Genomic DNA, 24,379 nt, shown 5'->3' with positions numbered 1-24,379 from the left:
GGCCGTCCGATCATGGCCGCGATGGACCTCTTCGGCCGTCGGTGGGCGCTGCGCATCATCTGGGAGCTGCGGGCCGGTCCGCTCGGTGCGCGGGCGCTGCTGGCACGGTGCGCAGGCATGTCGTCCAGCGTCCTCTACCAGCGACTTCGCGAACTCTCGTCAGGCGGGATCATCGCCCCCTCGGCCGATGGCTACGAGCTCACTCGGCTGGGGACGGAGCTCGGCGACGCTCTCCGGCCGCTCGGCGAATGGGCGGCCACCTGGGCGCAGGCGCAAGAGCAGGACGATCGGGGTCCTGCGGGGGCATGAAGGCCGTCCCGGCAGGCTTCGTGCACCGCAGCCACGGCGAACCCACCCGACCGGGGCGGGCGCTCAGGCTCGGCGGGCGTGGGACGTGAGGCGGTCGGCCAGGGCGAGGACGAGGTCGCGCAGTTCGGCGGGGCGGTCGATGACGAAGGGGCGGTCGAGGGCGGCGAGGACCGCCGGGAGCCAGTCGAGGCGCTCCACCCGCAGCTCGACACGGCGCCAGCACTCGGCCGTCTCCTCCTCCCCCTCCTCCTCCAGGATCGCGACGGCGGCGGGGAGGTGAGCGCGGATCTGCTCGACCGTTCCGTGGATCCGTACGGTCACCTCGTGCCGGTAGTCGGCCGTGGCGAAGGCCGACAGCACCCGCTGGGCCGGATCGGGGCCCTCGGGCGCCTCGAACGAGCCGGGCAGGGGCCTGGCGTCCGCGATGCGGTCGAGCCGGAAGGTACGGCCCTCGCCGAGCCGGGCGTCCTGGCCGGTGACGTACCAGCGGCCCGCGTGGGCGACGATCCCGTACGCGTGGAGCGTGCGGTCGCTGCGGCGCCCGTCGCGGTCGGTGTAGCGGATCGAGAGCGGGCGGCGGTGGCGCACGGCGTCGGCGACGGTGAGCAGGACCTCGGCGTCCGGGGTCTCGAACTCACCGGGCCGGTCCGTGAAGGCGAGGGCTTCCATGAGCGTGTCGAGCCGGCGGGCGACGTGCTTCGGCAGCACCCGCCGGATCTTCGCCGCCGCCGTCTCGCCCGCCGTGCGCTCCGCCGCCGCCAGGCCCGTTCGACGGCCGGCGACCAGGCCGAGCAGCACGGCCAGTGCCTCGTCGTCGTTGAGCATCAGCGGAGGCAGGCGGTAGCCGGGGGCGAGCCGGGGGCGAGCCGGTACCCGCCGTAGCGGCCGCGCACCGATTCCACGGGCACGTCCAGGTCGATCAGTTGGTCCACGTACCGCCGCACGGTGCGCCCCTGGACACCGAGCCGCTCGGCGAGTTCGGCCACGGTGCGGGTGCCGCCCGACTGCAGCAGCTCCAGGAGCGTGAGGACGCGGCCGGTGGGTCGGGGCATGTTCGCAGCCTAACGCGAATAGTGGACCGATTCTGTCCCCTATTTCTCCTAGCCTGCGACGTACAAACCCGTGCACGCCTCGTGCACACCTTCCGAACGGCCGAGGAGCCCGCCATGGAATTCGTCTCGATCCGCATCATCACCGCCGACGTCGCGCGCCTCGTCGACTTCTACGAGCGGGCCACCGGGGCCCGGGCGGCGTGGGCCACCGAGGACTTCGCCGAGATCGCCGTCGGGGGCGCGACCCTCGCGATCGCCGGCACCCGCACCGTCCCGCTGTTCGCCCCGGGCTCCGCCCGGCCGGCGGCCAACGACAGTGTGATCACCGAGTTCCTGGTCGACGACGTGGACCTCGTCCACGAGAAGCTGACCTCCTTCGTCACCGACTTCGTCGCCGGGCCCACCACCATGCCGTGGGGCAACCGGTCGCTGCTGCTCCGCGACCCCGACGGGAACCTCGTCAACTTCTTCACCCCCGTCACCCCCGCCGCCATCGCACGGCGAAAGGACGGCAAATAGGATTGCGCACCGCCCCCGTGAGCTGGCACGGTTTCAGCGCTTCGACGTGCGAAGCGTTCCGACGACCACGGGGGGCCGTCCATGACCACGTCCGTGCCGCCGGGCGGCCTCGCGGCCGGGTACGAGCGGCCGCCCTACTGGCAGCCGCCGGTGCCGCGGCGGCCACCGCGGGACTGGGTGCTCGACGTGGTGCTGCCCTGGCGGCTGGCGAGCCGGTTGTACGGGCCCTACCGGATGATGCGGATGTCGGCCTCCGGGGTCGCGTCGCTGGCGGGGGCGGAGCTGCTGGATCCGATGCTGCAGCCGGTGGTCACGCAGCTGGTGGCGCAGACGCTCGACCCGCTGGTGGAGCGGCTCATGCTGGCCCGGGCGCTGCTCGGCCTCGGCCTGGTCCTCTTCGTCGTGCGGGTGGCGAACGGCGCCTCCGCCAACGAGCTGTTCCTGGACTCGTTCGGGGACAGCATCGTGATGCTGCTCAGCGGGCCGGCCGCGCTGCTGCTCGCCTGCGTGCCGCTGGTGCTGCTGGCCCGGAGCGGCACCAGGCGGCGGGTGGCGCGCCTGGTGGCCCGGCCGGTGTTCACCGGTGTGGCCACGTTCGCGGCGTTCCTGGTGATGATGAAGTCCGATGCCAACGCGTACATCGGCAACACGGTCGGGCTGAACCTGCTGGTGGCGATCTGGCTGCCGGCGTTCACCCTCCCGTCGGTGTACCTGATGCACCGCAACTCCTTCGCCGTGGGCGGGCACCCGCTGGTGCGGCCGTTGGTCGCGGTGCTGCTGGTCTGGCTCACCCTGCTCGGGCACGTCACCCTGGTCGACACCAAGCACACGTCGACGCACGACGCGGCCTCGGTGGCCGGACTGCTGGCCGGGCCGGTCGCGGTGACGGTCACCGCGGTGATCGAACTGGTGCGGCTGAGGTACCGTCACCGGGTCGGCTTCCGCGGGCCGTTGCCGCCTCGCCCCCCCCCCGCGAGAACCGCGCGGCCCGGCGGGAACCCGGTAGCGTTGGCCCTGCCCACCCCGGAAGGAGCCACGCCGTGACCACGCCCGCCTTCCCGCTGGAGCCCACCCCGATCCACGTGCCCGACGAGGTCCTAGCCGACCTCCGCGCCCGTCTCGCCTCGACCCGGCCGCCGGCGGACGAGGGCAACGAGCACTGGTCCTACGGCGTCCCGGCCGGCTACCTCCGCGAGCTGGTCGCCCACTGGCGGGACGGTTACGACTGGCGCAAGGCCGAGGCCGCGATCAACGTCCACGAGCACTACGTGGCGAAGGTCTCCGGCGTCCCGGTGCACTTCCTGCGCGAGGCCGGCCGCGGCCCGCGCCCGGTCCCGCTGATCCTCACCCACGGCTGGCCGTGGACGTTCTGGCACTGGTCGAAGGTGATCGGGCCGCTCGCCGACCCGGCGGCCTTCGGCGGGGACCCGGCCGACGCGTTCGACGTCATCGTGCCGTCCCTGCCCGGCTTCGGCTTCCCCGGGCCGCTCACCGGCTTTCCGGACGTCAACTTCTGGAAGGTCGCCGACCTCTGGCACACCCTGATGACCGAGACCCTGGGGTACGGGACGTACGCCGCCGGGGGCTGCGACATCGGCGCGCTCGTCTCCAGCCAGCTCGGCCACAAGTACGCCGACGAGCTGTACGGCATCCACATCGGCTCCGGCCTGCCGCTCGACTTCTTCAACGGTCCCCGCGCCTGGGACTTCGCCCGGAACCGGCCCCTCACCGACGACCAGCCCGCCGACGTCCGCGCGCGCATCGTCGAGCAGGACCACCGCTGGGCGTCGCACCTCGCCGTGCACGTGCTCGACGGTGCCACCCTGGCCCACGGGCTGAGCGACTCGCCCGCCGGGCTGCTCGCCTGGCTGCTGGAGCGGTGGAACGCCTGGAGCGACAACGGCGGCGACGTCGAGTCCGTCTTCAGCAGGGACGACCTGCTCACGCACGCCACGATCTTCTGGGTGAACAACTCCATCGCCACGTCGATGCGTTACTACGCCAACGCCAACCGCTACCCGTGGTCCCCCGCCCACGACCGCGCCCCGGCTGTGGAGGCCCCGGTCGGCCTCACCTTCGTCACGTACGAGAACCCGCCGGGCGTCCACACCGCGGACGAGCGCGTCCGGGCGTTCGAAACCGGCCCGCAGGCCGCCTGGTTCAACCACGTCAACGTCAACGCCCATGACCACGGCGGCCACTTCATCCCCTGGGAGAACCCCGACGCCTGGGTGGACGACCTGCGCCGGACGTTCCGCGGCCGCCGGCCCTGAACGCCCCGGCGGGCTCAGGTGCCGTCGTTCAGGTCGGCGCGCGTCCGCAGGAACGCGAGGTACTCGGGGGCGTCCTCCGCGAAGATCTCCGGCCCGCCGCCCATGTACGCCCTGGTCAGCTCGTCCGCGGCCCGGTCGTGGTCACCCAGCTCGAACGCGGTCTGGCCCAGGCGCAGGTGGACGTAGGGGTTCCCGAGTCCTCCGGGGCACTGGACGGCGTTGTGGAAGCACTTGTGCGACTTGTCGTACACCCTGGTCCGGAAGTGGACGTCCCCGATCGCGACGTAGATCCAGGTCGAGGCCGCCCACTGCCGGGGATCGCCGGGCAACAGCCGCAGCGCTTCGAGGTAGCGCTGCTTGGCTTCGTCGAGCTCGCCCATCCCGGCGAGGGCGTCGCCCTCCCGGCACAGGTCGTCGATCTCGGCGCCGACGTCGGCGGGCAGTTGCACCGTTGTCCCCTCTCAAGACTCACACGCGGTGCCCATCCTCCCCTGAGCTATGTGCCGGGGACGTCCGGGGTCCGGGTGGACGGGCGGGCACGCACGACCGGGAGGGCGGAGAGGACGGCCGCCGTCGCGGCACCGAGGGCGGCCAGGGCGAGGACCGTCCAGAGCGACGGGGCCCGCGCGATGCCCGCGCCGATGCCGCCCAGCTCGCCCTGGCGGTCGATCAGCCACCGGACGAGCGGGATGCCGGCGGCCGCCCCGGCGGCGACCGTGGGCAGGGCGATGGCCGTGCCGCGAACGGCCAGCACGACGGCGGACTGGCCCGGGGTCAGGCCGAGCGCCCGCAGCAGGCCGAGGTCGCGGCGCCGCTCGTGGAAGCCCGCCGCGGCCGTGGTGAGCAGTTCCACCAGGCAGATGAGGGCGAGCAGGAGCAGCAGCCCGACCACGCTGGCCCGCAGCGCGCCGGGTCGGGTGACGGGGCCGGCCGGGAGGCGCAGCTCGACCTGCCCGGCGAGTCCGGCGCGGGCGGGGAGGTCGCGCTGAACCTCGGCCGGGTCGTGGCCGGGGCGCAGCGCGAGCTGCCAGAAGTCGGGGCGGGTGGGGTCGCCGGGCCGGTCGAGGGTGTCGAAGCCGGTGGAAAGGACGCGGCCGCCGTGCTCGGGTTCGAGGTCGCGCCCGACGACGTGCAGGATGCGCGGGGTGCCGCCGGTGGTGACGCGCACCCACTGGCCGACCTTGGCGCCGAGCAGGTCGAGGGCGCCCTGGCCGGCGACGGCCTCGTCGGTCGCGCGGATCGCCCGGCCCTCGACGACGGTGTACGGGTAGGGCGCGTCGGTGGTGCCGACGGCGCGCAGGGTGAGCGTCGCGGACTGGCCGGGCGCGAGGGCCTGCATCTCGCTGCCGGGGTAGGCGCCGCGGATGGCGGGGTCGGCGGCCAGGGCGGCGGCGAGCCCAGCGTCGTCCGGCGTGCGTTCGGGGCTGGCCCGGCGGGCCGTGACGGACGGGGCGGTGACGCCGCCGTCGGGCCGGGTGACGGCGTCGAGCGTGGCCCAGGTGCTCAGGGCCAGGGTGGCGGCGACGACCGGGACGGTGAGCCGGACGGCGCTGACGACCAGGCCGGAGCGCCGGCGCAGCACGCCGCCGAGGCCGAGGACGAGGGCGGGCGGCAGCCGCCGCAGCGGGCCGAGGCGGACCGGGCGAGCCGTCATGGCGGGCGGTCGGGTGCCGTCGGTCGGCGGGACGGGGGCGACCCGGGCGGCGCGCAGTGCGGGCAGGGCGGCGGCGGCACCGACGGAGACGAGCGCGGCGGCCATGACGCCGATGGTGGCGGCGGTGCCGCCGGGGACGAGCCGGTGGAGGACGTCCGTCCCGCCGCCGAGGGCCGGGACGGCGCGCGCGGCGATCGCGGCGCCGCCCGCGCCGAGCAGGACGCCGGTGCCGGCCAGGAGCAGTTGTTCGGCGATGAACATCCAGGCGACCTGGCCGGCGGTGAAGCCGAGCGCCTTGAGCAGGGCGATGTCGCCGGTCCTGGTGCGGATCCGGCCGCCGGCCGCGCCGGCCACCGCGAGGGCGGCGGAGAGCAGCGCGGCCAGGCCGCAGAGCCCGAGCAGGAGGCCGGCGAGCCGGTCGTCCTGCTGCCGCGCGTCGCGGGCGTCGAGCCAGGTGGTGATCCGGGAGACCCGGTCGGCGCCGAGGAGGCTGACCGCCCGCTGGGCGGTGTAGGCGGCGTCGAAGGGGTGGGCGAGGCGCAGTCCGAGGGTGAGGCCCTGGGCCGCCCGGTCCGGCTGGACGAGGTCGAGGGTGGCGGGCAGGGTCCAGCCGAGGTCGTAGCCGGCGGCCTGGCTGGGCAGTTGGTCGGGGCTGTCGGCGATGCCGAGGACGCGCAGTTCGACCGGGCCGCCGTGGCCGTCGAGGACGGTCAGGCGGTCCCCGGGGCGGGCCCAGGCGGCGTCGGCCGCGGACTGTTCGAGCACGATGCCGTGGCTGTCGGACGGGTCGAGCCAGCTGCCGGAGCGCAGCAGCGGGCGGGGCGCGTCCGGGGTGTCGCCGCGCAGCACGAGCGTGGTGCGGTCGGTGGGGCCCGCGGTGGCGGCGCCGTCGGGGCGGCGGCCGACGAGGGTGGTCTCGGCCGTGTGCTGGGGCGGTGAGACGGCGACGACGCCGGGTTCGCGCGCGAGCAGGGCGGCGGACGGTTCGTCGCCCCCGGCCTGGGCGCTCTCGGCCCCGGCGGCCCCGACGGCCCCGGCGGCCTGGGCGGCCTGGGCGGTCGCGGACGGCCGCAAGTCGAGACGGACGTCGGGCGATCCGGCGGCCTGGAACTGGCGCTGCCACGGGTCGGCGGCGGCGCCGAGCAGGGCTCCGGCGAGCAGGAGGGCCGCGGCGGTGCCGCCGGTGGCAAGGACGACGAGCAGGGCGTGGACGCGGTGCGAGCGCAGGTCGGCGCGGATCCAGCGGAGGAGGGCGCGCACCGGCTCAGCCGCCGAAGTCGATGATGTCGCGGACCCCGATGGCGCCGCGCCGCGCGGCCGGGGGCTCCTCGACCCGGGCGTCGTCGGCGATCCGGCCGTCGAAGAGGCTGACGACGCGGTCGGCGGTGCTGGCGGCCCGGGCGTCGTGGGTGACGAGCACGATCGTGGTGCCCTGCTCGTGGTAGCGGGTGAGCAGGGCGAGGACGTCGCGGGTGCTGCGGCTGTCGAGGTTGCCGGTGGGCTCGTCGGCGAGGAGCAGGTCGGGCCGGTTGACCAGGGCGCGGGCCAGGGCGACGCGCTGGCGTTCGCCGCCGGAGAGTTCGCCGGGCCCGGCGGCGGCCTTGTGGGCGAGGCCGAGCTCCTCCAGGAGTTCCTGGCGGCGTTCGCGGGCGGTGCGGGCGGGCAGGCCGGCGAGGACGGCGGTCAGTTCGATGTTGTCGGCGACGGAGAAGTCGGAGAGGAGGTTGCCGCTCTGGAAGACGATGCCGTAGTGGCGCCGGCGCAGGCGGGCCCAGGCGGCCTCGCGCAGCGCGTCGACCCGGCGGCCGTCGAGCCGCAGCTCGCCCTCGTCGGGGCGCAGCAGGCCGGCGAGGAGGTGCAGCAGGGTGGACTTGCCGGCGCCGGAGGGGCCGGTGACGGCGACGAACTCGCCCCGGTCGATCCGCAGGCTGATGCCGCGGACGGCGGGTATCAGGGTCGAGCCGCTCAGGTGCGAGCGCACCAGGGCGTCGGCGGCCAGCAGCGGCGGTATCGGCTCCGAGCCGCTCACGTGAGTTCCTCCTGGCAACGCTCCAGCCAGTCGAGGTCGGCCTGCAGGTGCAGGACGGCGCCCTCGATCAGCAGCAGCGAGGTCCGGTTGCCGCGTTCGGTGGCGGCCAGTTTGTTGAGTCCGCGCATCGTGTTGATGCAGTGCCGGCGCTGGTTGTTGATCAGCGTCAGCCGGTCGGCGAGGTCGGTGCCTTCGGCGAGGATCAGCTTCATGAAGAACTCGTCCCTGACCCTCGGCCCTTCGGTGGGGGCCTCGAACCAGCCGGCGAGTTCCGCGGTGCCCTTCTCGGTGATCTCGTAGACCTTCTTGTCCGGTCTGCCCTCCTGCGTCACCTCGGTGCCGCGGATCAGTCCGGACTTCTCCAGTCGGCTCAGGGTCACGTAGATCTGGCCGATGTTCGGCTGAGGGTACGCCGCGCCGAAGGTCTGCTCAAGCCCCTGCTTGAGCTCGTACCCGTAGGCGGGCTGCCGGGCCAGCAGCGCCAGCAGCTGATGGCGCACCGGGCGTCACCTCTTCCTTGGTCTTCCGTCGTCGCTGGTTACACCTCGGTCACACAGTACGGGCAGGTGGGCGCCGTTGAGCAGGGAGGCCGTATAAAGGGACGTGCGTCGGCGCCCCACCCGCGCCGACCCGATGAAGGAGCTCCATGGCAGACCGGCCGCCCACCGGGCCCCACGCGGGCCGCCGTCGCGTGACGCGCGCGCTGGTGGGCGGGGCGGCGGTGCTCGCGGCCGGGGGCGCGTCCGCCTGGTACGGCCTGGCCGGGCGCTCGCACGCGGCGGGCGATCCGCAGGGCGTCGGGCCGGTCACGCTGGCCACCGGCCGGGACACCACGCACTACCTGGGCGGGCTGCTGGCCGACTGGAACGCCGAGCACCCGGACCAGCCGGCCGAGCTGGTCGAGCTGCCCGCGGCGGCGGACGAGGTGCACGCCCAGCTGGCCGGGGAGCTGTCGGCCGGCGGCAGCCGTTTCGACGTGCTCAACATCGACGTCGTGTGGACGGCCGAGTTCGCGGCCCGCCGCTGGACGGCGGCGCTGGACGAGGCGGAGTTCGCGCTGGACGGCCTCCTGCCGCCGGTCGTCGGCACCGGGCGGTACGACGGGCGGCTGTACGCGGTGCCGTTCGTCGCCAACGCCGCCCTGCTGTACTACCGCAGCGACGTGCTGGCCGCCGCCGGCGAGCAGCCGCCCACGACGTGGGACGAACTGGCGCGGCAGGCCAGGACGCTGGCGCCCGCGCACGGACTGGGCGGGTACGCGGGCCAGTTGAGCCCGTACGAGGGGCTGGCCGTCAACGCGCTGGAGGCCATACGCTCGGCGGGCGGGGACCTGCTGGCGGGCGACGGCTCGGTCGTGGTGGACAGCCCGCAGGCCCGGGCCGGGCTGGAGTTCCTGGCCGGGGGCGTGCGCGACCGGTGGATCCCGCCCGAGGTGCTCGGCTACCAGGAGGAGGAGTCCCGCGCGGCGTTCGAGCGCGGCGGCCTGCTCTTCCTGCGGAACTGGCCGTACGTCTACCACGAGGTCGCCACGGCCGGCTCGCCGATGGCGGGACGGTTCGGCGTGGTGCCGCTGCCGGGGCCGCACGGGCCGGGCAGCGGCGTGCTGGGCGGGTCGGGGCTGGCGGTCAGCCGGTTCTCCCGGCACCAGCGCACCGCGCGGGCGCTGATCGGCTACCTGACGAGCCGCCGCGCGCAGTCCCGCGTGCTGACCGACGGCGGACTGCCGCCCGTACGGGCGGACCTCTACACGGATCCGGAGCTGACGGCCCGCTTCCCGTACCTGCCGGTGCTCCGCACGGCGATCCTGGCGGCGGGGGCGCGCCCAAGCGTGCCGCAGTACCAGCAGCTGAGCCTCGCGTTCAGCGAGTCGGCGTTCGAGGTCGTGTCGGGCCGCCGGAGCGCCGATGCGGCGCTGCCCCGGCTGGCGGCCGACCTGCGCGCCATCGTCGGCTGAGCCTTCGCGCCGGCCGTCTTCGGGGGCGTTCCCCCGGTTCGTGAGCACCTACTCGCGAGTACCTAACACATATCTATGTCGAGCCGGTCTGGCTCGTTCGTAATCCCTGGAAAACCCTTTCGAAGCGGGGTCTTAACAGCGGACGTCTCTGCCTGCTATACCTAACGCGAATGCATAACCGTTGGAGTAGCGAGATGCCCCACACCCTCCCCGACGGCGACGCGGCCGCCTTGCCGCGCGCTCGGTCACACGCCCTCATCGCCCCCGCCGCCCGTCCCTGGTGGCGCGACGCGGTGATCTACCAGATCTACGTGCGCAGCTTCCGCGACGCCGACGGCGACGGCGTCGGCGACCTCGCCGGCGTCCGTGAACGCCTGCACCACGTGCGGCAGTTGGGCGCCGACGGCGTCTGGCTCAACCCGTTCTACGTCTCGCCCCAGCACGACCACGGCTACGACATCGCCGACCACTGCGCCGTCGACCCGGTCTACGGGGACCTCGCCGAGTTCGACCGCCTGGTGGCGGACTGCCGCCTGCTCGGCCTCAAGCTCGTCCTGGACGTCGTACCCAACCACTGCTCCAGCGAGCACCCGTGGTTCCGGAAGGCGCTGGCCAACGGCCCCGGCAGCCCCGAGCGGGCCCGGTTCCACTTCGCCGAGGGCCGCGGCGAGCACGGCGAACTGCCGCCCAACAACTGGCGGGCCATGTTCGGCGGCCCCGCCTGGAGCCGCGTCACCGAGCCCGACGGGCGGCCCGGCCAGTGGTACCTGCACCTGTTCACCCCGGAACAGCCGGACTTCAACTGGCGCGACCCCGACGTCGGCGCCCACTTCGAGGAGATCCTGCGGTTCTGGCTGGACCGCGGCGTCGACGGCTTCCGGATCGACGTCGCGGCCGGGCTCTACAAGCACCCCGACCTGCCCGACTCCCCCGACCCGGACGTCGACGAGCGCACCCGCGACTCGGTCAACCCGCTGGCCTGGAACCAGCCCGAGGTGCACGGCGTGTGGCGCCGGTGGCGGGCGGTCTGCGAGGAGTACACCGCCCGCGACGGCCACGAGCGCCTCCTCGTCGGCGAGGCCTCCGTGCCCACCCCGGCCGAACAGGCGCTGTACGTGCGGCCCGACGAACTGCACCAGGCCTTCTTCTTCCACCTGCTGCACGCGCCGTGGGACCTCGCGCACTTCCACCGGGTGATCGACGACGCCGTGCGGGACATCACCGCCACCGGCTCGACCGTCACCTGGGTGCTCAACAACCACGACCAGGTCCGCACGACGACCCGCTTCGCCGGCCAGGACCCCGCCTCGGGCCCCGCCCGGGCCGCGGCGGCCGCCCTGCTGATGCTCGCCCTGCCCGGCGCCGCCTACATCTACCAGGGCGAGGAGCTCGGGCTGCCCGAAGTCCTCGACCTGCCGGACGAGTTGGTCACCGACCCGATCTTCCGTCGGACCGGCAGCCGCACCGGCATCCGCGACGGCTGCCGGATCCCGCTGCCGTGGTCGGGCACCGAGGCGCCGTTCGGGTTCAGCCCGCCGGACGCCCCGGCCGCGCCCTGGCTGCCGCAGCCGGCCGCGTTCGCCGCCCACACTGCCGAACGGCAGCGGGCCGACGCCGGATCCGTCTACCACCTGTACCGCACCGCACTGCAGTTGCGCCGGGAACTCCCCCAGCTCGGCGAAGGCACGCTGCGGTGGCTGGAGGCCCCGCAAGGGGTCCTCGCGTTCGTCCGCGGCGAGGGCCTGGTGTGCGCCGTCAACTTCGGCGACACCTACGCGCGGGCCCCGGTCGCCGGTCCTCCCCTGCTCGCCAGCGGCCCGTGCGGCGACGGCCTCCTGCCGCCGTCCACCGCCGCCTGGTGGATCAAATCCACTTCCGTACAAGCGATCTGACGCCGACTCGTGCACCCACCCACCCACACGAAGGAAGCCTCGACGATGAGACTCCGCAGCATCCTCCCCACCCTGGCCACCACCGTCGTCCTCGCGGCCACCGCGACCGCCTGCGGCAGCGGCGGCGGCTCCGGGTCCGGCTCCGCCACCCAGGAGCTCAAGGGCCAGAGCCTGACCGTCGCCGCCGTCTGGAGCGGCACCGAGCAGGAGAACTTCAAGAAGGTCCTGGACGCCTTCACCGCGAAGACCGGCGCCAGCGTCAGCTACACGTCCACCGGCGACAACCTCTCCACCGTCGTCGGCAGCAAGATCGAGGGCGGCGACCCGATGGACGTCGTCATGGTCGCCCAGCCCGGCGTCGTCAAGCAGTTCGCCGACAAGGGCTGGCTCGCGCCGCTCCCGCCCGCCATCACCGAGGCCGCGAAGAAGAACTACGCGAGCATCTGGTCCACGCTCGGCACCGTCAACGGCACCCAGTACGGCCTCTACTTCAAGGCCGCCGACAAGTCGACCGTCTGGTACAGCCCCACCGCCTTCCAGAACGCCGGCGTCCAGCCCCCGGCCACCTTCGACGACCTGCTCAAGGCCGGCCGCACCCTCTCCGACTCCGGCACCCCGGCCTTCTCCGTCGCCGGCCAGGCCGGCTGGCCGCTCACCGACTGGTTCGAGAACGTCTACCTCTCCCAGGCCGGGCCCGAGCTCTACGACAAGCTCGCCCGGCACGAGATCCCGTGGACCGACCCGTCCGTCGTCAAGGCCCTGACCACGCTCGGCAAGGTCTTCGGCGACCGGCAGCTCGTCGCGGGCGGCGGCCAGGGCGCGCTGCAGACCGACTTCCCCACCTCCGTCCAGCAGGTCTTCGGGCCGCAGCCCAAGGCCGCCATGACCTACGAGGGCGACTTCGTCGGCGGGGTCATCGCCTCCGAGCTCAAGAAGCAGGTCGGCACCGACGCGAAGGTGTTCCCCTTCCCCGCCGTCGACGGCGGCAAGGCGCCGGTGATGGGCGCCGGCGACGCGGCCGTCGTCCTCAAGGGCGCCAAGCACGCCGAGGCCGCGCAGAAGTTCGTCGAGTTCCTGGCCGGCCCGGAGGCCGCCGCCGTCTGGGCCAAGGCCGGCGGGTTCATCTCTCCCAACAAGGCCGTCGACCCGGCCGTCTACCCCGACGACACCACCCGCCAGTTCGCCAAGTCCGTGATCGACGCCGGAGACGCCTTCCGCTTCGACATGTCCGACCAGGCCCCCGCCGCGTTCGGCGGCACGGCCGGCCAGGGCGAGTGGAAGGACCTCCAGGACTTCCTCGCCGACCCCTCCGACGTCCAGGGCGCCGCCGCCAAGCTCGAAGCGGACGCCGCCAAGGCGTACAAGGGCTGATCCACATGTCTCTGCGTCCCACCCGCGGGGACCGGGCATCCGGTGGCGCCCTGCGGCGCCACCGGGGCCTCGCCCTGCTGTTCGTCCTCCCCGCGCTCCTGCTGCTCGGCGCCCTCGTCGTCTACCCCATCGGCTACTCGGTGGCCCGCAGCCTCTTCGACGCCTCCGGCCACCGCTTCGTCGGGCTCGACAACTACGGCGCCGCCTTCACCGACCACGCGACCCTCACCGCCGTGCGCAACAACGCGATCTGGGTCGCCGTCGCGCCGGCCCTGGTCACCGCGATCGGCCTGGTGTTCGCCGTGCTGACCGAGAAGGTCCGCTGGGCCACCGCCTTCAAGCTGCTCGTCTTCATGCCGATGGCGATCTCCTTCCTCGCCGCCGGGATCATCTTCCGCACCGTCTACGACGCCGACCCGCACCGCGGCGTCCTCAACGCCGCCGCCGTCGCCGTCCACGACACCTTCACCGACCAGCCCTCCTACCCGGGCGCCCGGCCGCGCCCCGGCACCGGCCTCGACCAGGCCCAGGGCGGAGACGTCACCGCGCCGGCCGCCACCCGCGCCGTCCTGCTGCCACTGGTCGGCGTGCAGCCCGGCGCCATCCCGGCCGCCGCCCAGGCGGCCAGGCTGCCCACCGGCGACGACGGCGTCAGCGGCACCGCGTTCCTCGACTTCGTCCCGGGCGGTGGCGGCCGTCCCGGCCGGTTGGACCCCGGGAAGAAGGGCCTGCCCGGCCTCAAGGTCCAGCTCCGCGACGGCGGACGGACGATCGCCACCACGACCACGGCCGCCGACGGCACCTTCCGGTTCGCCGCGGCCCCCTCCGCCACCCTCACGGTGGTGCTGCCCGCCGCCGACTTCGCCGCCCCCTACCGCGGCGTCGACTGGCTCGGACCCGCCCTCGTCACCCCCGCCATCATCGGCGCCTACACCTGGATCTGGGCCGGCTTCGCCATGGTGATCATCGCCGGGGGCCTCGCCAACCTGCCCCGCGAGACCATCGAGGCGGCCCGGATCGACGGCGCCGGCGAATGGCAGATCTTCCGCCGCATCACCGTGCCCCAACTCGCCCCGGTGCTCGGCGTCGTGTTCGTCACGATGGTCATCAACGTGATGAAGATCTTCGACCTCGTCTACATCATCGCGCCCGGACCGGTGCAGCAGGACGCCGACGTGCTCGCGCTCCGGCTCTACCTGGTCTCCTTCGGCGGCGGCAACGACCAGGGCCTCGGCAGCGCGCTCAGCGTCCTGCTGCTCCTGCTCGTCGTCCCCGTGATGCTCCTCAACGTCCGCCGCTTCCGCGGGAGTCACACATGACCACCACCTCTCCTGCCCCCGGCGGGCGGCCCTCCGTGCCGCTCGCCGGCCGACTCGCCGCCCTCACGCGCAGCGGACTCGTCCAGGCCGTGCTGATCGTCGCCGCCGTGGCCTGGCTGGTGCCCACCGTGGGCCTGCTCGTCTCCTCGCTGCGGCCCAAGCAGGCCGCCGCCAACGGCGGTTGGTGGACGGCCCTCACCAAGCCCGCCGAACTCACGCTGCAGAACTACTCGGCGCTGCTCGGCGGGGGCGACGTTCCCAAGGCGCTGTGGAACACCGTGCTGATCAGCGTCCCGGCCACCCTGCTCACCGTCGCCCTCGCCGCGGGCGCCGGGTACGCCTTCGCGTGGATGCGCTTCCCCGGGCGGGACGCGATCTTCGTCGGCGTCGTCGGGCTGCTGGTCGTCCCCGTGCAGGTCGGGCTCATCCCGGTCGCGAAACTGGAGGGCGCCGTCGGGCTGTTCGGCACCATCCCGGGCGTCGTGCTGTTCCACGTCGGCTACGGGCTGCCGTTCGCCGTCTTCCTGATGCGCAACCACTTCCTCGACATCCCGGCCGAACTCCTCGAAGCGGCCCGGATCGACGGCTGCGGCGAGTGGCGGATCTTCCGCACCCTCGCGCTGCCGCTCGCCGCACCGGCCGTCGCCTCGCTGTGCATCTTCCAGTTCCTCTGGGTGTGGAACGACATGCTCGTCGCGCTCATCTTCGCGGGCAACGACGCGCAGCCGCTCACCGTCTACCTGCAGTCCCAGATGCGGCAGTTCGGCAGCAACATGGACATCCTCGCGCCGGGCGCCTTCCTGTCGCTGCTGGTGCCCGTGGTGGTGTTCCTCTGCTTCCAGCGGTTTTTCGTCCAGGGGGCGATGGCGGGGTCGGTGAAGTGACGCGTGCCCGCGGGCGTCACTCGGCGTCCGCGCCGAGCAGCGTCCGCGTCTGCACCTCGTGGAACTCGGGCTCGCCGTCCCCGCGCCGGCTCCGGACGGTGGCCGCCCAGCCGAGCAGGAAGGCGGCCGGCACCGAGACCACCCCGGGCATCTGCAACGGGAACCAGTGGAAGTCGACGTTCGGGAACAGCGCGTCCGGCGCGCCGGAGACCGTCGGGGAGAACAGTTGCAGCCCCACGGAGGTGAGCAGTCCGCCGTACACCGTCCACAGCAGTCCGGTGCGGTTGTAACGGCTCCAGAACAGGCTGTAGACGAGGGCGGGCAGGACGGCCGACGCGGCGACCGTCACCGCCAGGGAGGACAGGAACTGCAGGTTGTAGCCCTGCGCGGCGACCGCGAGGGCGATCCCGACCGCGCCGACGGCCCCCACCGACCACCGCACCGCGCGCACCTCCGCGACCTGCGTCATCCGGCCCCGGCGCACCGCGCAGGCGGCCACGTCGTGGGCGAGCGCGGCCGCCGCCGCGAGCGTGATGCCCGCGACGACCGCCAGCACGGTGACGAACACCGCGCACGCGACGGCGGTGAACAGCGCGCCGCCCGCCGTCGTGCCCGTGCCGCCCTGCAGGTTGCCCGCGAGCAGCAGCAGGGCGGCCTGCCCGTTCGGGTCGACCGCCGAGATGAGCCGGCCGCCGAGCAGCGCGACGGCGCCCAGCCCGAGCACCACGACGGCCAGGCAGAACGCGCCGACCATGCCCACCGCGTGCCGGGTCGAGCGCCGGGCGGCGGCCCCGGTCGGCGAGGCGTTCACCCGCATGATCATGTGGGGCATGCAGGACGCGCCGAGGACCACGGTGAGGTGCAGGCCGACGAAGTTCAGCCAGCCCTCGGCGGAGTCGCCGAACCGCAGGCCCGGACGCAGGTAGGCGTCCGCTCGTCCGCTCCCCTTCGCGGCGGCGGCGAGCAGCGCGTCGACGTCCCAGTGGAAGCGCGCGAGCACCGACAGCACGACCACGAGGACGGTGCCGAGGGTCAGCACGACCTTGACGATCTGCACCAGGCTGGTGCCCTTCATGCCGCCGAGCACCGTGTAGCAGACCATCAGCATACCGACCAGCACGGTGCAGAACTGCTGCACGCCGCTGTGGGTGAGCCCGAGCATGAGCGCGGTGGCCGTGCCCGCGCTGGAGAGCTGCACGACCAGGAACGGCAGCGAGACGGCGAGCGTCACCACGGCCGCGGCGATCCTCGGCGCGGCGCCGTCCGCGCGCAGGGCGAGGACGTCGCCGAGGGTGTAGCGGCCGGCGTTGCGCAGCGGCTGGGCGAGCAGGAGCAGGACGCCCAGCGAGAGGGCGGTGCTGAGGGCGAGGGTGACCCCGTCGTAGCCGTTCACCGCGACGATCCCGGTGGTGCCGAGCAGGGTGGCGGCCGAGATGTAGTCGCCGGAGAGGGCGAGGCCGTTCTGGAACGGTGTCAGCGTGCGGTTGGCGGTGTAGAAGTCGGCCGTCTCGTCGCCCTCCGGGCCGACCAGCACGCACAGCAGCAGTGTCACGCCGACGAAGACCAGGAAGGCGATGAGCACCATCGTCTGGGTGCCGGCGCCCGGGGTGGCGGGGTTCATCGGGCCTCCGTCCGGTGGCCCGCGCGCAGGCGCTCGGCCTCCGCGTCGCACCGCGCGGCCGCGCGGCGGTCGAAGCGGGCGGCCGTCCACAGCAGCAGGGTGCCCTGCACGACGCCGAGCAGCATGCCCACGGTGAACTGCCCGAGCACCTTCGTCCCCAGCAACCCGCCGGCGGTGCACGCGAGCACCACCGTGAGCGCGAGGGGCACGCCGTTGAGCAGCGCGAAGCCGCGGGTGATCCGCAGGGTGCGGCGGCGCAGGACGGCCAGTTCCCGGGGGCTGACGGCCGGACGCGCGCCGGGCGGCGGGGTGCCGGCCGACCGGTGGCCGAAGAGTGAGGGCGACGAGGGCATGAGGGTGGTCCTGGCGTCCTTGCGTCGGTGTGTGGGCGGGCGGGCTTCTCTGCTGGTCTGGTCGGCTGCGGGCGGGTTTCTCTGCAGACGGGCTGCGCGTAGTCCTCCATGATGGGGGCGCACCGGCGAGGTGACTCCTGTGCCGAACACAGAGTTCCGGGTCGGGAGTTGTCACGGATCACAAGTCGGATCACCGAGCAGGTCGCAAGGCGGATCACAGGGCGGCGTGCTCCAGCCGCCGGGTGTCCAGGGCGGCGAGCGCGGCGCTGAGCTTGATGCGGTCGCCGTGCTCGGCGGGGTTCAGGCCGGTCAGGGCGGCGATGCGGCGGATGCGGTAGTCGACCGTGTTCGGGTGGACGTGCTGCTGCGCGGCGACCTCGCGGCGGTTGAGGTTGCTCTGGAGGTAGAGCCGCAGGGTCGGCAGCAGGTCGGGCTTGTCGGCGATCGGGACGAGCAGCTCGGCGAGGTGGTCGCGGGCCGCGCCCGGGCGGGTGAGCTGGTGCTCGATGAGCAGGTCGTCCAGCAGGTAGGCGCCGGGCGGGCGCTGGAAGACGACGGCGGTGTCGCGCACCTCGGTCGCCAGGCGGACGGCGTCCGGCACCCGGTCGGGTGCGCAGATCGCGGCCCCGGCGGTGAGCGGCGCCCGCGCGGCGCGGCCGAGGTCCTCCATCGCGGCGGCCAGCCAGGGGCGGTGATCGGCCTCCGGCTCGGTGCGGGGCAGCAGGGCGACGCCCTCGGTGGCGGTCAGCTGGGCGAGGACGGGTCGGCCGGTGCGCCGGTCGAGTTCGGCGCGGATCCGCCGGATCTTCCGGCGGGCGGCGACGGCGGTGTCGACGTCCTCGCGCAGCTCGTCGCGGTGCGTGCCGATCGCCAGCGCGAGCACCAGGTAGGCGGGCGGCAGGGCGGTGCCGCTGTGGCGGGCCGCGGTGTGGATGTCGGTCCCGGTGAGCAGCGCCGACAGCATCGTGTGCCGGGCCGCGTCGCTCTCGCCGGCCTGCGCCTGGCGCTCCTCCAGGTACCCGGCGGTGACCTCGGAGACGGTGACCCGCAGGCCGGTGAGCAGCGTCCGGTAGGCGATGCCCACCTCGGCGGGCGGCAGGTAGCGGGCCAGGAAGTCGACGCACACCTGCGCGCCCAGGTAGTAGGCGTCGACCACGGCCTCGATCGGCACGCCCTCCTCCGCCCGGCGGGCGGCCGAGGCGCGCTGGTAGGCCCGCCACTTCGGCTCCAGCGGCCGGCCCGTCCGCAGCGACTGGGCGATGCCGCGGATGCTCTGCTCGGTGACGCGGCTGACGTCGTGCTCCAACTGCTCGGCGGGCAGCCGCCCGTACACCGGTTGCTCGGCCAGCAACCGCGCGGTTATCTCCGCCTTCAGCCGCGGCAGGTCGGCCAGCAGCCCCTCCGCCATGACCTCCCCGGTCGCCGGGTCACACGCGCTGTCATCCGTCACAACCACGCCTTCCGCTCGCCCGTCACGCACACCCTCCCCCGCACCGGCGGGAGTTGGCCGACCTGCATGCTAGGCGCGCGGCCGGACATCGGACCGTGTGACGCGTGGCACGGTCACGAAATCGGCACTCTCGGAGGCGGCGAGTGCCGCTCCGGGCCGGCCGGCGCCATGACCCGTCACAATGCGTACCGCCGCTTCGGCCGCGTCCGGGGATCCGTGCGCCATGCTGGAGGCCGTGCTGCGACTCCTGATGACCTCGGACACCCACCTGCCCACGCGTGCCCGCCGGCTGCCGCCGGTGCTCCTCGACGCCATGGCGGACGCGGACGTCGTCTTCCACGCCGGCGACTGGGTGGACACGGACACGCTCGACCTCTTCGAGGCCCGCTCCGCCCGGCTGGTCGCCGTCCACGGCAACAACGACGGGGCCGCGCTGCGCGCGCGGCTGCCCGAGGTCGCCCGGGTCGAGCTGCAGGGCGTGCGCTTCGCCGTCGTCCACGAGACGGGGCCCGCCAAGGGCCGCGAGGAGCGGTGCGAGGCCCGGTTCCCGGATGCCGACGTGCTGGTCTTCGGGCACAGCCACATCCCGTGGGACAGCTCCGCCCCGGGCGGCCTGCGGCTGCTCAACCCCGGCTCCCCGACGGACCGGCGGCGGCAGCCCACGACGACGTACCTGACCGCTCTCGTGGGCGACGGCCGGTTGAGCGAGGTGCACCTGCACGACGTCCCGCGCCCTGTCTGAGGCGGTGCCTCAGTTCGGACAGTACGTCGTCGGCAGCTGCCACTCCGGCCCGACCAGCCGCCGCTCCAGGTCGTCGATCGTGATGCGGATGCCGACCGTCCCCGCGAGTCCGACCCGGAAGCGGCTGCGGGCCAACACGAGCAGCGCCGTCAGGCCGTACTTGTTGATCAGCGAGGTGCGGTAGCGCGCGGTGGCGTCCGCGTCGCAGACCCGCGCCCGGGCCGGGATCCGGCGGCCGGTCGGGCGCCCCTGGGCGTCGCAGGGGCCGACCAGCACCCTGGGGTGGCGCCGGATCCGCTCGGCTTCCCCGGATCGGGCGGGGGTCCAGATGCCGAGGGCCGGGCCGTCGGCGACCACCCAGATCTGCGACTCCAGGCGGCTGCCGTCGTCACCGAAGGTGGTGAGCAGGAGAAACCTGCTGTCGGAGAGCTGCTCGGTGCGGTCGTGCACGATGTCCTCCCTCTGGCCTCTAGCGCGACGGGCCGGGGCCGGGTCAGTGGCCGTGGCCGTGGCCGCTGGTGATCTCGTGGTGCTCCTCGGCGGTGGGCTTGGGGATCTGGCTGCCCTCGCCGTAGAAGCCGCGGGAGAGCTTGGCCCGGGTGCGGGTGAGGATGCCGACCTTGCGGGCCACGCCGTTCTCGTCCGTCCGGGCCGGCAGCCCGACCGGCCGGTTCTGCTCATGCGCGGTGAGCCGGTGCAGTTCCGTGGGCGTGAGCCCGGCGTGCACCTCGACGAACTCGCCGTGCGGCAGGCGCTTGATGACGCCGGTCTCGCGGCCGTGCAGCACCTTCTCCCGGTCCCGTCGCTGGAGGCCGAGGCACCAGCGCTTGGTGATGACGAACACGGCCACCGGGAGGACGAAGAAGCCGACGCGCACCGCGTAGGTGATCGCGTTCAGGGACAGGTGCAGGTGGGTCGCGATCAGGTCGTTGCCGCCGCCCGCGAGCATCACCAGGTAGACGCTGATCCAGGCGGCGCCGAGCGCGGTGCGGACGGGCGCGTTGCGCGGCCGGTCCAGCAGGTGGTGCTCCCGCCGGTCGTTCGTCACCCAGCCCTCGACGAACGGGTAGACCGCGATCGCGCCCAGGACCAGCGGGAAGAGCGTGAACGGGATGAGCACCCCGAGGTTGAGGGTGTGCCCCCAGAGCCCGACCTCCCAGCCGGGCATGACGCGGATCAGCCCCTCGGCGAAGCCCATGTACCAGTCCGGCTGGGCGTCGGTGGACACCTGGTCGGGCCGGTAGGGGCCGTACGACCAGATCGGGTTGATCGTGGCGACCGCCGACATCAGCGCGATGATGCCGAACACCAGGAAGAAGAAGCCACCGGCCTTCGCCATGTAGACCGGCATCAGCGGCATGCCGACGACGTTCTTCTCGTTCCTGCCGGGGCCCGCCCACTGGGTGTGCTTGTGGTAGAAGACCAGGATCAGGTGCGCCACCAGCAGGCCGAGCATGATGCCCGGGATCAGCAGCACGTGGATCGTGAAGAACCGCGGCACGATGTCGTGGCCGGGGAACTCCCCGCCGAACAGGAACATCTGGATGTACGTGCCCACCACCGGCACGGCCAGCAGCACACCCTCGATGAAGCGGATGCCGGTGCCCGACAGCAGGTCGTCCGGCAGCGAGTAGCCGAAGAAGCCGTCCAGCATGCCGAGGAAGAGCAGCAGGAAGCCGAAGACCCAGTTGATCTCACGCGGCTTGCGGAACGCGCCGGTGAAGAACACGCGCATCATGTGCACGAACATGGCCGCCACGAAGACCAGGGCCGCCCAGTGGTGGATCTGACGGATCAGCAGACCGCCGCGCACCTCGAAGCTGATGTTCACCGTCGACGCGTACGCCTCGGACATGCCGATGCCCTTGAGGGGCACGTACGAGCCGTTGTAGACGACCTCGGCCATCGACGGCTTGAAGAACAGCGTCAGGTACACGCCCGTCAGGATGATGATGACGAACGAGTAGAGGCAGATCTCGCCCAGCATGAAGGACCAGTGGTCCGGGAAGATCTTGCGCAGGTTGGCCCTGGCCAGGGTGTAGATCCCCAGCCGGCCGTCCGCCCAGTCGGCCGCCCGCTGCCCACGCCCCGGGCTCTGATTCCGCGTCATGTCCACGCACCTCGGTCGAAAGTGAAACGGGGACAACTCCCCGCATCAAGCCGAGGCCACAATAACCGGGGAGTGATCCCCGGTTCCAGGCGGGGTGGGCACGATCACAACGGTCGGCCACCCCGCCCGCGGACGGAGTGGCGCCCCTCACGCCTCCCAGAGGCGGTAGAAGGTGTCCTCCAGGTGCTCCGAGCCGACCGGCGCACCGGGCAGCGCGTGCGTCGCGCCGGCCGGACGGAAGGCGTCGATCAGGAGGGCGAGCGGCCGGCGCCAGCCGTCCGGGTGCTGCTCCGTCAGGGCGGGCATGGCGCGCACCAGCGGGCCCATGAGGATCAGCAGGTCCATGGTGGTCACGTCGCTGCGCACCGTGTGCTGCTCCTGGGCGCGGGCGACCAGGGTGGCGACCGTCGCGGCGTTGCTCTCGGAGAGCTCGGCGAGGAAGCGGGAGTCGCGGGCGGTCGCGGTGACCAGGTCGTTGAGGCCGCGGTCGCCGGCGACCAGGGTGAAGATCCGCTCGAAGTAGCCGTGCAGCGCCCGCCAGCCGTCCGGCTCCGCAAGGGCGTCGGCGGCGGCCTGATCGAACACGGTGCGCGTATCGGCGAAGATCTCCTCGATCAGGGCCTCGCGCGTGGGGAAGTGCCGGTAGAGGGTGGCGTTGCCGACGCCCGCGGCCTTGGCAATGCGGTCCAGCGGCACGTTCAGACCCTCCCGGGCGAACAGCTTGCGGGCGGCGGCGGCCAGGATCTCGCGATTGCGGGCGGCGTCCCGGCGGCGGGAGGCGGCCGGCACCGGGCCGGCGGGAGAGTCGTTCGGGGTGGCAGGCATGACGGCGGCCTCGGTGATCGTCGCGGGCGGGCGGAAGGCGGGACAACGGGAGGAAACGGGCGCCCATCAGCCTAACCGGGCCACAGCGCCGGCCCGGGTGCCACCGACGCGCCCCGCACCCCGGGCCGTGGTGGCCCGGGGCGCGGGGGTCAGTGGAGGGTCAACGGCCCTGGAGGGACTTGACGTTGTCGCCGAAGGTCCAGCCCTTCGAGCCGTCCCAGTTGAGGGACCACGTCATGAGGCCCTTCAGCGAGCCGCCGAAGGCGTTCCAGGACTGGCCGACGAGGCCCGGGTCCAGGTAGCCGCCGCCCGCACCCGGCTGGGCGGGGAGGCCGGGGACCTGCTTGTCGTAGGGGACCTTGACCGTGGTGCCCTGGATGGTCAGGCCGTTGTTCAGGCAGGTCGTCTGGGCGGTGAAGCCCTGGACGGTGCCGGCCTGGTAGGAGTCGCCGGAGCAGCCGTACATGCTGCCGTTGTAGTACTGCATGTTGAGCCACCACAACTGGCCGTTGTCGGCGTACTTCTTGACGATCGGCAGGTAGGCGCCCCAGATCGAGCCGTAGGTGACGCTGCCGCCGGTGACGTACGCGGTCTCGGGGGCCATCGTCAGGCCGAAGCCGACGGGCATCTGGGCGAGCACGCCGTCGATGATGCGCTCCAGGTTGGCCTGGGAGGCGGAGAGCGTGTTGATGTCGCCGCCGCCGGACAGGCCGGTCTCGATGTCGATGTCGATCCCGTCGAAGTTGTACTTCTTCAGGATCGGGACGACGGTCGCCACGAAGCGGTCGGCGACGGTGCTGGAGCTCAGGTCGATGCCCGCGGCCGCGCCGCCGATGGACATCAGGATCGTCGCCCCGGCCGCCTTGGCCTGGCACATCTCGGCGGGGGTCGCGACCTTGACGTTGGTGTCCATGCCGTCCTGCCACTGGACGGTGCCGTCCGAGAGGATCACCGGGAAGGCCGCGTTGATGACGTTGTAGCCGTGGGCGGCGATCCGGCTGTCGGTGATGGGCACCCAGCCCATGCCGGGGTGGACGCCGTTCGCGGCGCCGTCCCAGTTCTCCCAGTAGCCCTGGAGGACCTTGCCGGACGGCTTGGGCTTCGTCGGGCAGGTGTCGCCGGGCGGCGGGGTGGTGGGCGGCGTGCTCGTGGGCGGGGCGCTCGTGGGCGGCGTGCTCGTGGGCGGCGGGGTGGTCGGCGGCGCGGTGGTGGGCGGCGCGGACGTGGGCGGCGCGCTGGTCGGCGTCGTGGCGGTGGGCGACGGGCTGCTGCCGCCGGGGCCGGTGAGCGACACGTCGTCCGCGTAGTACGCGGGCTGCCCGTACCAGCCGTGCAGGTAGACCGTCACCGAGGTGGTTCCGGGCCCGGTCGTGAAGCCGACGCTGAGCTGGCCGTACGACGCGTTGCCCGGTGTCCAGGTGGACGGGTCGCTGCCGCCGGTGCCGGTGGCGCCCAGGTAGACGTAGCTGCCCTGGACGTAGGCACTCAGCGTGTACTGGGAGTTGGGCTGCACGCTGACGGTCTGGCTGCACTGGGCGGTGTCCTGGCCGGTCGGCGTGGCTTGGAGCGCCGCGGCGCCGGAGTGGACCGGGCTGCCGACGGTCGCCCCGGAGCCGCCGGTGCAGGTCCAGCCGGAGAGGCCGTTCTCGAAGCCGGGGTTGGCCACCAGGTTGGTCGTGGCGGCCCCGGCGGTGACGGAGCCGACCGCGGCGAGGCCGGCGCCGATGACGGCGGCGGCGCTCACCCCGGCGAGGGACCGCCTCAGGAGGGTCGGCCCGTGCTCGACGCGGCTCGTGCGGTTCACCTGCGGTGCGCGTGCCACGACCGCGCGCTGCGGGCGTGGGCCGTGCGGCCTCCGATGGAACATGCGGTGCTCCCTTCCCGCCGAGCGTCATGGACATGACCGACGCGTGGGGGTGTGACGCCCGGCTCTGGGTGAGGTGGGGGGACATGTGGGGCTGTGCCGGTCCGGATCGTAGGAGGGGCGGCAAGGCCCGTCAATAGGTCTGGACCACTTGCGGA

Annotated in this window: 20 protein-coding genes and 3 pseudogenes; 10 read left to right on the top strand and 13 right to left on the bottom strand. The window is 73.4% G+C overall.

Annotation, left to right across the window (positions count from 1 at the left end):
* The first annotated feature begins 12 nt into the window (after positions 1-12).
* On the top strand, positions 13-309 hold the full coding sequence (locus ACFV4F_RS03990) for a winged helix-turn-helix transcriptional regulator (RefSeq protein ID WP_380446626.1): 297 nt from the start codon (positions 13-15) through the stop codon (positions 307-309).
* Between the two features lie 63 nt (positions 310-372).
* Here ACFV4F_RS03990 and ACFV4F_RS03985 read toward each other — a convergent pair.
* Positions 373-1,361 (bottom strand): annotated as a pseudogene (locus tag ACFV4F_RS03985) (helix-turn-helix transcriptional regulator).
* 114 nt (positions 1,362-1,475) lie between these two features.
* On the opposite strand from ACFV4F_RS03985, the gene ACFV4F_RS03980 reads away from it, so the two are divergent.
* The 3 genes from ACFV4F_RS03980 (at position 1,476) to ACFV4F_RS03970 (ending at position 4,153) form a co-directional block, all read left to right on the top strand.
* Positions 1,476-1,880 carry a VOC family protein gene (locus ACFV4F_RS03980; RefSeq protein ID WP_380446605.1) on the top strand — a complete coding sequence of 135 codons (405 nt, stop codon included), beginning with the start codon at positions 1,476-1,478 and terminating at the stop codon, positions 1,878-1,880.
* A gap of 81 nt (positions 1,881-1,961) precedes the next feature.
* The gene (locus ACFV4F_RS03975; protein ID WP_380500332.1) at positions 1,962-2,924 is read left to right on the top strand and encodes a hypothetical protein; all 963 of its coding nucleotides are present in this window, start codon (positions 1,962-1,964) and stop codon (positions 2,922-2,924) included.
* On the top strand, positions 2,921-4,153 hold the full coding sequence (locus tag ACFV4F_RS03970) for an epoxide hydrolase family protein (protein WP_380446611.1): 1,233 nt from the start codon (positions 2,921-2,923) through the stop codon (positions 4,151-4,153). Before ACFV4F_RS03975 ends, ACFV4F_RS03970 begins: the two co-directional genes overlap by 4 nt.
* A 14-nt stretch (positions 4,154-4,167) precedes the next feature.
* On the opposite strand, the gene ACFV4F_RS03965 is transcribed toward ACFV4F_RS03970, so the two are convergent.
* The 4 genes from ACFV4F_RS03965 to ACFV4F_RS03950 are packed head-to-tail and all read right to left on the bottom strand — an operon-like array spanning position 4,168 to position 8,336.
* Complete coding sequence (locus tag ACFV4F_RS03965; protein WP_380446614.1) at positions 4,168-4,602, bottom strand: tetratricopeptide repeat protein; 435 nt, start codon at positions 4,600-4,602, stop codon at positions 4,168-4,170.
* A gap of 47 nt (positions 4,603-4,649) precedes the next feature.
* Positions 4,650-7,067, bottom strand: a complete 2,418-nt coding sequence (locus ACFV4F_RS03960) for an FtsX-like permease family protein (RefSeq protein WP_380446616.1) — start codon at positions 7,065-7,067, stop codon at positions 4,650-4,652.
* A gap of 4 nt (positions 7,068-7,071) precedes the next feature.
* Positions 7,072-7,836, bottom strand: coding sequence for an ABC transporter ATP-binding protein (locus tag ACFV4F_RS03955; protein ID WP_380492903.1), 765 nt, complete (start codon positions 7,834-7,836; stop codon positions 7,072-7,074).
* Positions 7,833-8,336 (bottom strand): PadR family transcriptional regulator, encoded by a 504-nt coding sequence (locus tag ACFV4F_RS03950; RefSeq protein ID WP_359970602.1) that lies wholly within the window; start codon positions 8,334-8,336, stop codon positions 7,833-7,835. Before ACFV4F_RS03950 ends, ACFV4F_RS03955 begins: the two co-directional genes overlap by 4 nt.
* Positions 8,337-8,482: 146 nt before the next feature.
* On the opposite strand from ACFV4F_RS03950, the gene ACFV4F_RS03945 reads away from it, so the two are divergent.
* The 5 genes from ACFV4F_RS03945 to ACFV4F_RS03925 all read left to right on the top strand — a co-directional run bounded on the left by ACFV4F_RS03945 (position 8,483) and on the right by ACFV4F_RS03925 (position 15,256).
* Entirely contained in the window at positions 8,483-9,790 is a 1,308-nt protein-coding gene (locus tag ACFV4F_RS03945) for an ABC transporter substrate-binding protein (protein WP_380500331.1), read from the top strand.
* Between the two features lie 194 nt (positions 9,791-9,984).
* Entirely contained in the window at positions 9,985-11,682 is a 1,698-nt protein-coding gene (locus ACFV4F_RS03940; RefSeq protein ID WP_380500330.1) for a glycoside hydrolase family 13 protein, read from the top strand.
* Positions 11,683-11,727: 45 nt separating this feature from the next.
* Positions 11,728-13,053 (top strand): ABC transporter substrate-binding protein, encoded by a 1,326-nt coding sequence (locus ACFV4F_RS03935; RefSeq protein WP_380500329.1) that lies wholly within the window; start codon positions 11,728-11,730, stop codon positions 13,051-13,053.
* A 5-nt stretch (positions 13,054-13,058) separates the two neighbouring features.
* The gene (locus ACFV4F_RS03930; protein ID WP_380500328.1) at positions 13,059-14,372 is read left to right on the top strand and encodes a carbohydrate ABC transporter permease; all 1,314 of its coding nucleotides are present in this window, start codon (positions 13,059-13,061) and stop codon (positions 14,370-14,372) included.
* A complete protein-coding gene (locus ACFV4F_RS03925) occupies positions 14,369-15,256 on the top strand; it encodes a carbohydrate ABC transporter permease (RefSeq protein ID WP_380500327.1) in 888 nt (295 codons plus the stop codon). Before ACFV4F_RS03930 ends, ACFV4F_RS03925 begins: the two co-directional genes overlap by 4 nt.
* A 16-nt stretch (positions 15,257-15,272) precedes the next feature.
* On the opposite strand, the gene ACFV4F_RS03920 is transcribed toward ACFV4F_RS03925, so the two are convergent.
* The 3 genes from ACFV4F_RS03920 to ACFV4F_RS03910 all read right to left on the bottom strand — a co-directional run bounded on the left by ACFV4F_RS03920 (position 15,273) and on the right by ACFV4F_RS03910 (position 18,680).
* Positions 15,273-16,877, bottom strand: a complete 1,605-nt coding sequence (locus ACFV4F_RS03920) for a cation acetate symporter (protein ID WP_380500326.1) — start codon at positions 16,875-16,877, stop codon at positions 15,273-15,275.
* Positions 16,874-17,230 carry a DUF485 domain-containing protein gene (locus ACFV4F_RS03915; protein ID WP_380448447.1) on the bottom strand — a complete coding sequence of 119 codons (357 nt, stop codon included), beginning with the start codon at positions 17,228-17,230 and terminating at the stop codon, positions 16,874-16,876. The genes ACFV4F_RS03920 and ACFV4F_RS03915 overlap by 4 nt, the downstream gene beginning before the upstream one ends.
* Positions 17,231-17,444: 214 nt before the next feature.
* A complete protein-coding gene (locus ACFV4F_RS03910) occupies positions 17,445-18,680 on the bottom strand; it encodes a PucR family transcriptional regulator (RefSeq protein WP_380500325.1) in 1,236 nt (411 codons plus the stop codon).
* A gap of 238 nt (positions 18,681-18,918) precedes the next feature.
* Between ACFV4F_RS03910 and ACFV4F_RS03905 the strand changes: the two genes are divergently transcribed.
* On the top strand, positions 18,919-19,422 hold the full coding sequence (locus ACFV4F_RS03905; RefSeq protein ID WP_380448451.1) for a metallophosphoesterase family protein: 504 nt from the start codon (positions 18,919-18,921) through the stop codon (positions 19,420-19,422).
* 9 nt (positions 19,423-19,431) lie between these two features.
* On the opposite strand, the gene ACFV4F_RS03900 is transcribed toward ACFV4F_RS03905, so the two are convergent.
* The 5 genes and pseudogenes from ACFV4F_RS03900 to ACFV4F_RS03880 form a co-directional block, all read right to left on the bottom strand.
* Entirely contained in the window at positions 19,432-19,872 is a 441-nt protein-coding gene (locus ACFV4F_RS03900) for a PPOX class F420-dependent oxidoreductase (protein WP_380500324.1), read from the bottom strand.
* A 43-nt stretch (positions 19,873-19,915) separates the two neighbouring features.
* Positions 19,916-21,532, bottom strand: coding sequence for a cytochrome bc complex cytochrome b subunit (locus ACFV4F_RS03895; RefSeq protein ID WP_380500323.1), 1,617 nt, complete (start codon positions 21,530-21,532; stop codon positions 19,916-19,918).
* A gap of 147 nt (positions 21,533-21,679) precedes the next feature.
* Positions 21,680-22,357 (bottom strand): TetR/AcrR family transcriptional regulator, encoded by a 678-nt coding sequence (locus ACFV4F_RS03890; RefSeq protein ID WP_380500322.1) that lies wholly within the window; start codon positions 22,355-22,357, stop codon positions 21,680-21,682.
* Between the two features lie 160 nt (positions 22,358-22,517).
* A pseudogene (locus ACFV4F_RS03885) lies at positions 22,518-23,471 on the bottom strand (chitinase); the annotation flags it as partial.
* A gap of 222 nt (positions 23,472-23,693) precedes the next feature.
* Positions 23,694-24,224: pseudogene (locus tag ACFV4F_RS03880) on the bottom strand (carbohydrate binding domain-containing protein); the annotation flags it as partial.
* Between the last annotated feature and the right edge of the window lie 155 nt (positions 24,225-24,379).

The sequence above is a fragment of the Kitasatospora sp. NPDC059722 genome, from assembly GCF_042733235.1.
Taxonomy (GTDB): Bacteria; Actinomycetota; Actinomycetes; order Streptomycetales; family Streptomycetaceae; genus Kitasatospora.
The sequence above is the reverse complement of the archived record's forward strand: the minus strand, read 5'-3'. Positions and strand labels throughout refer to the sequence as shown.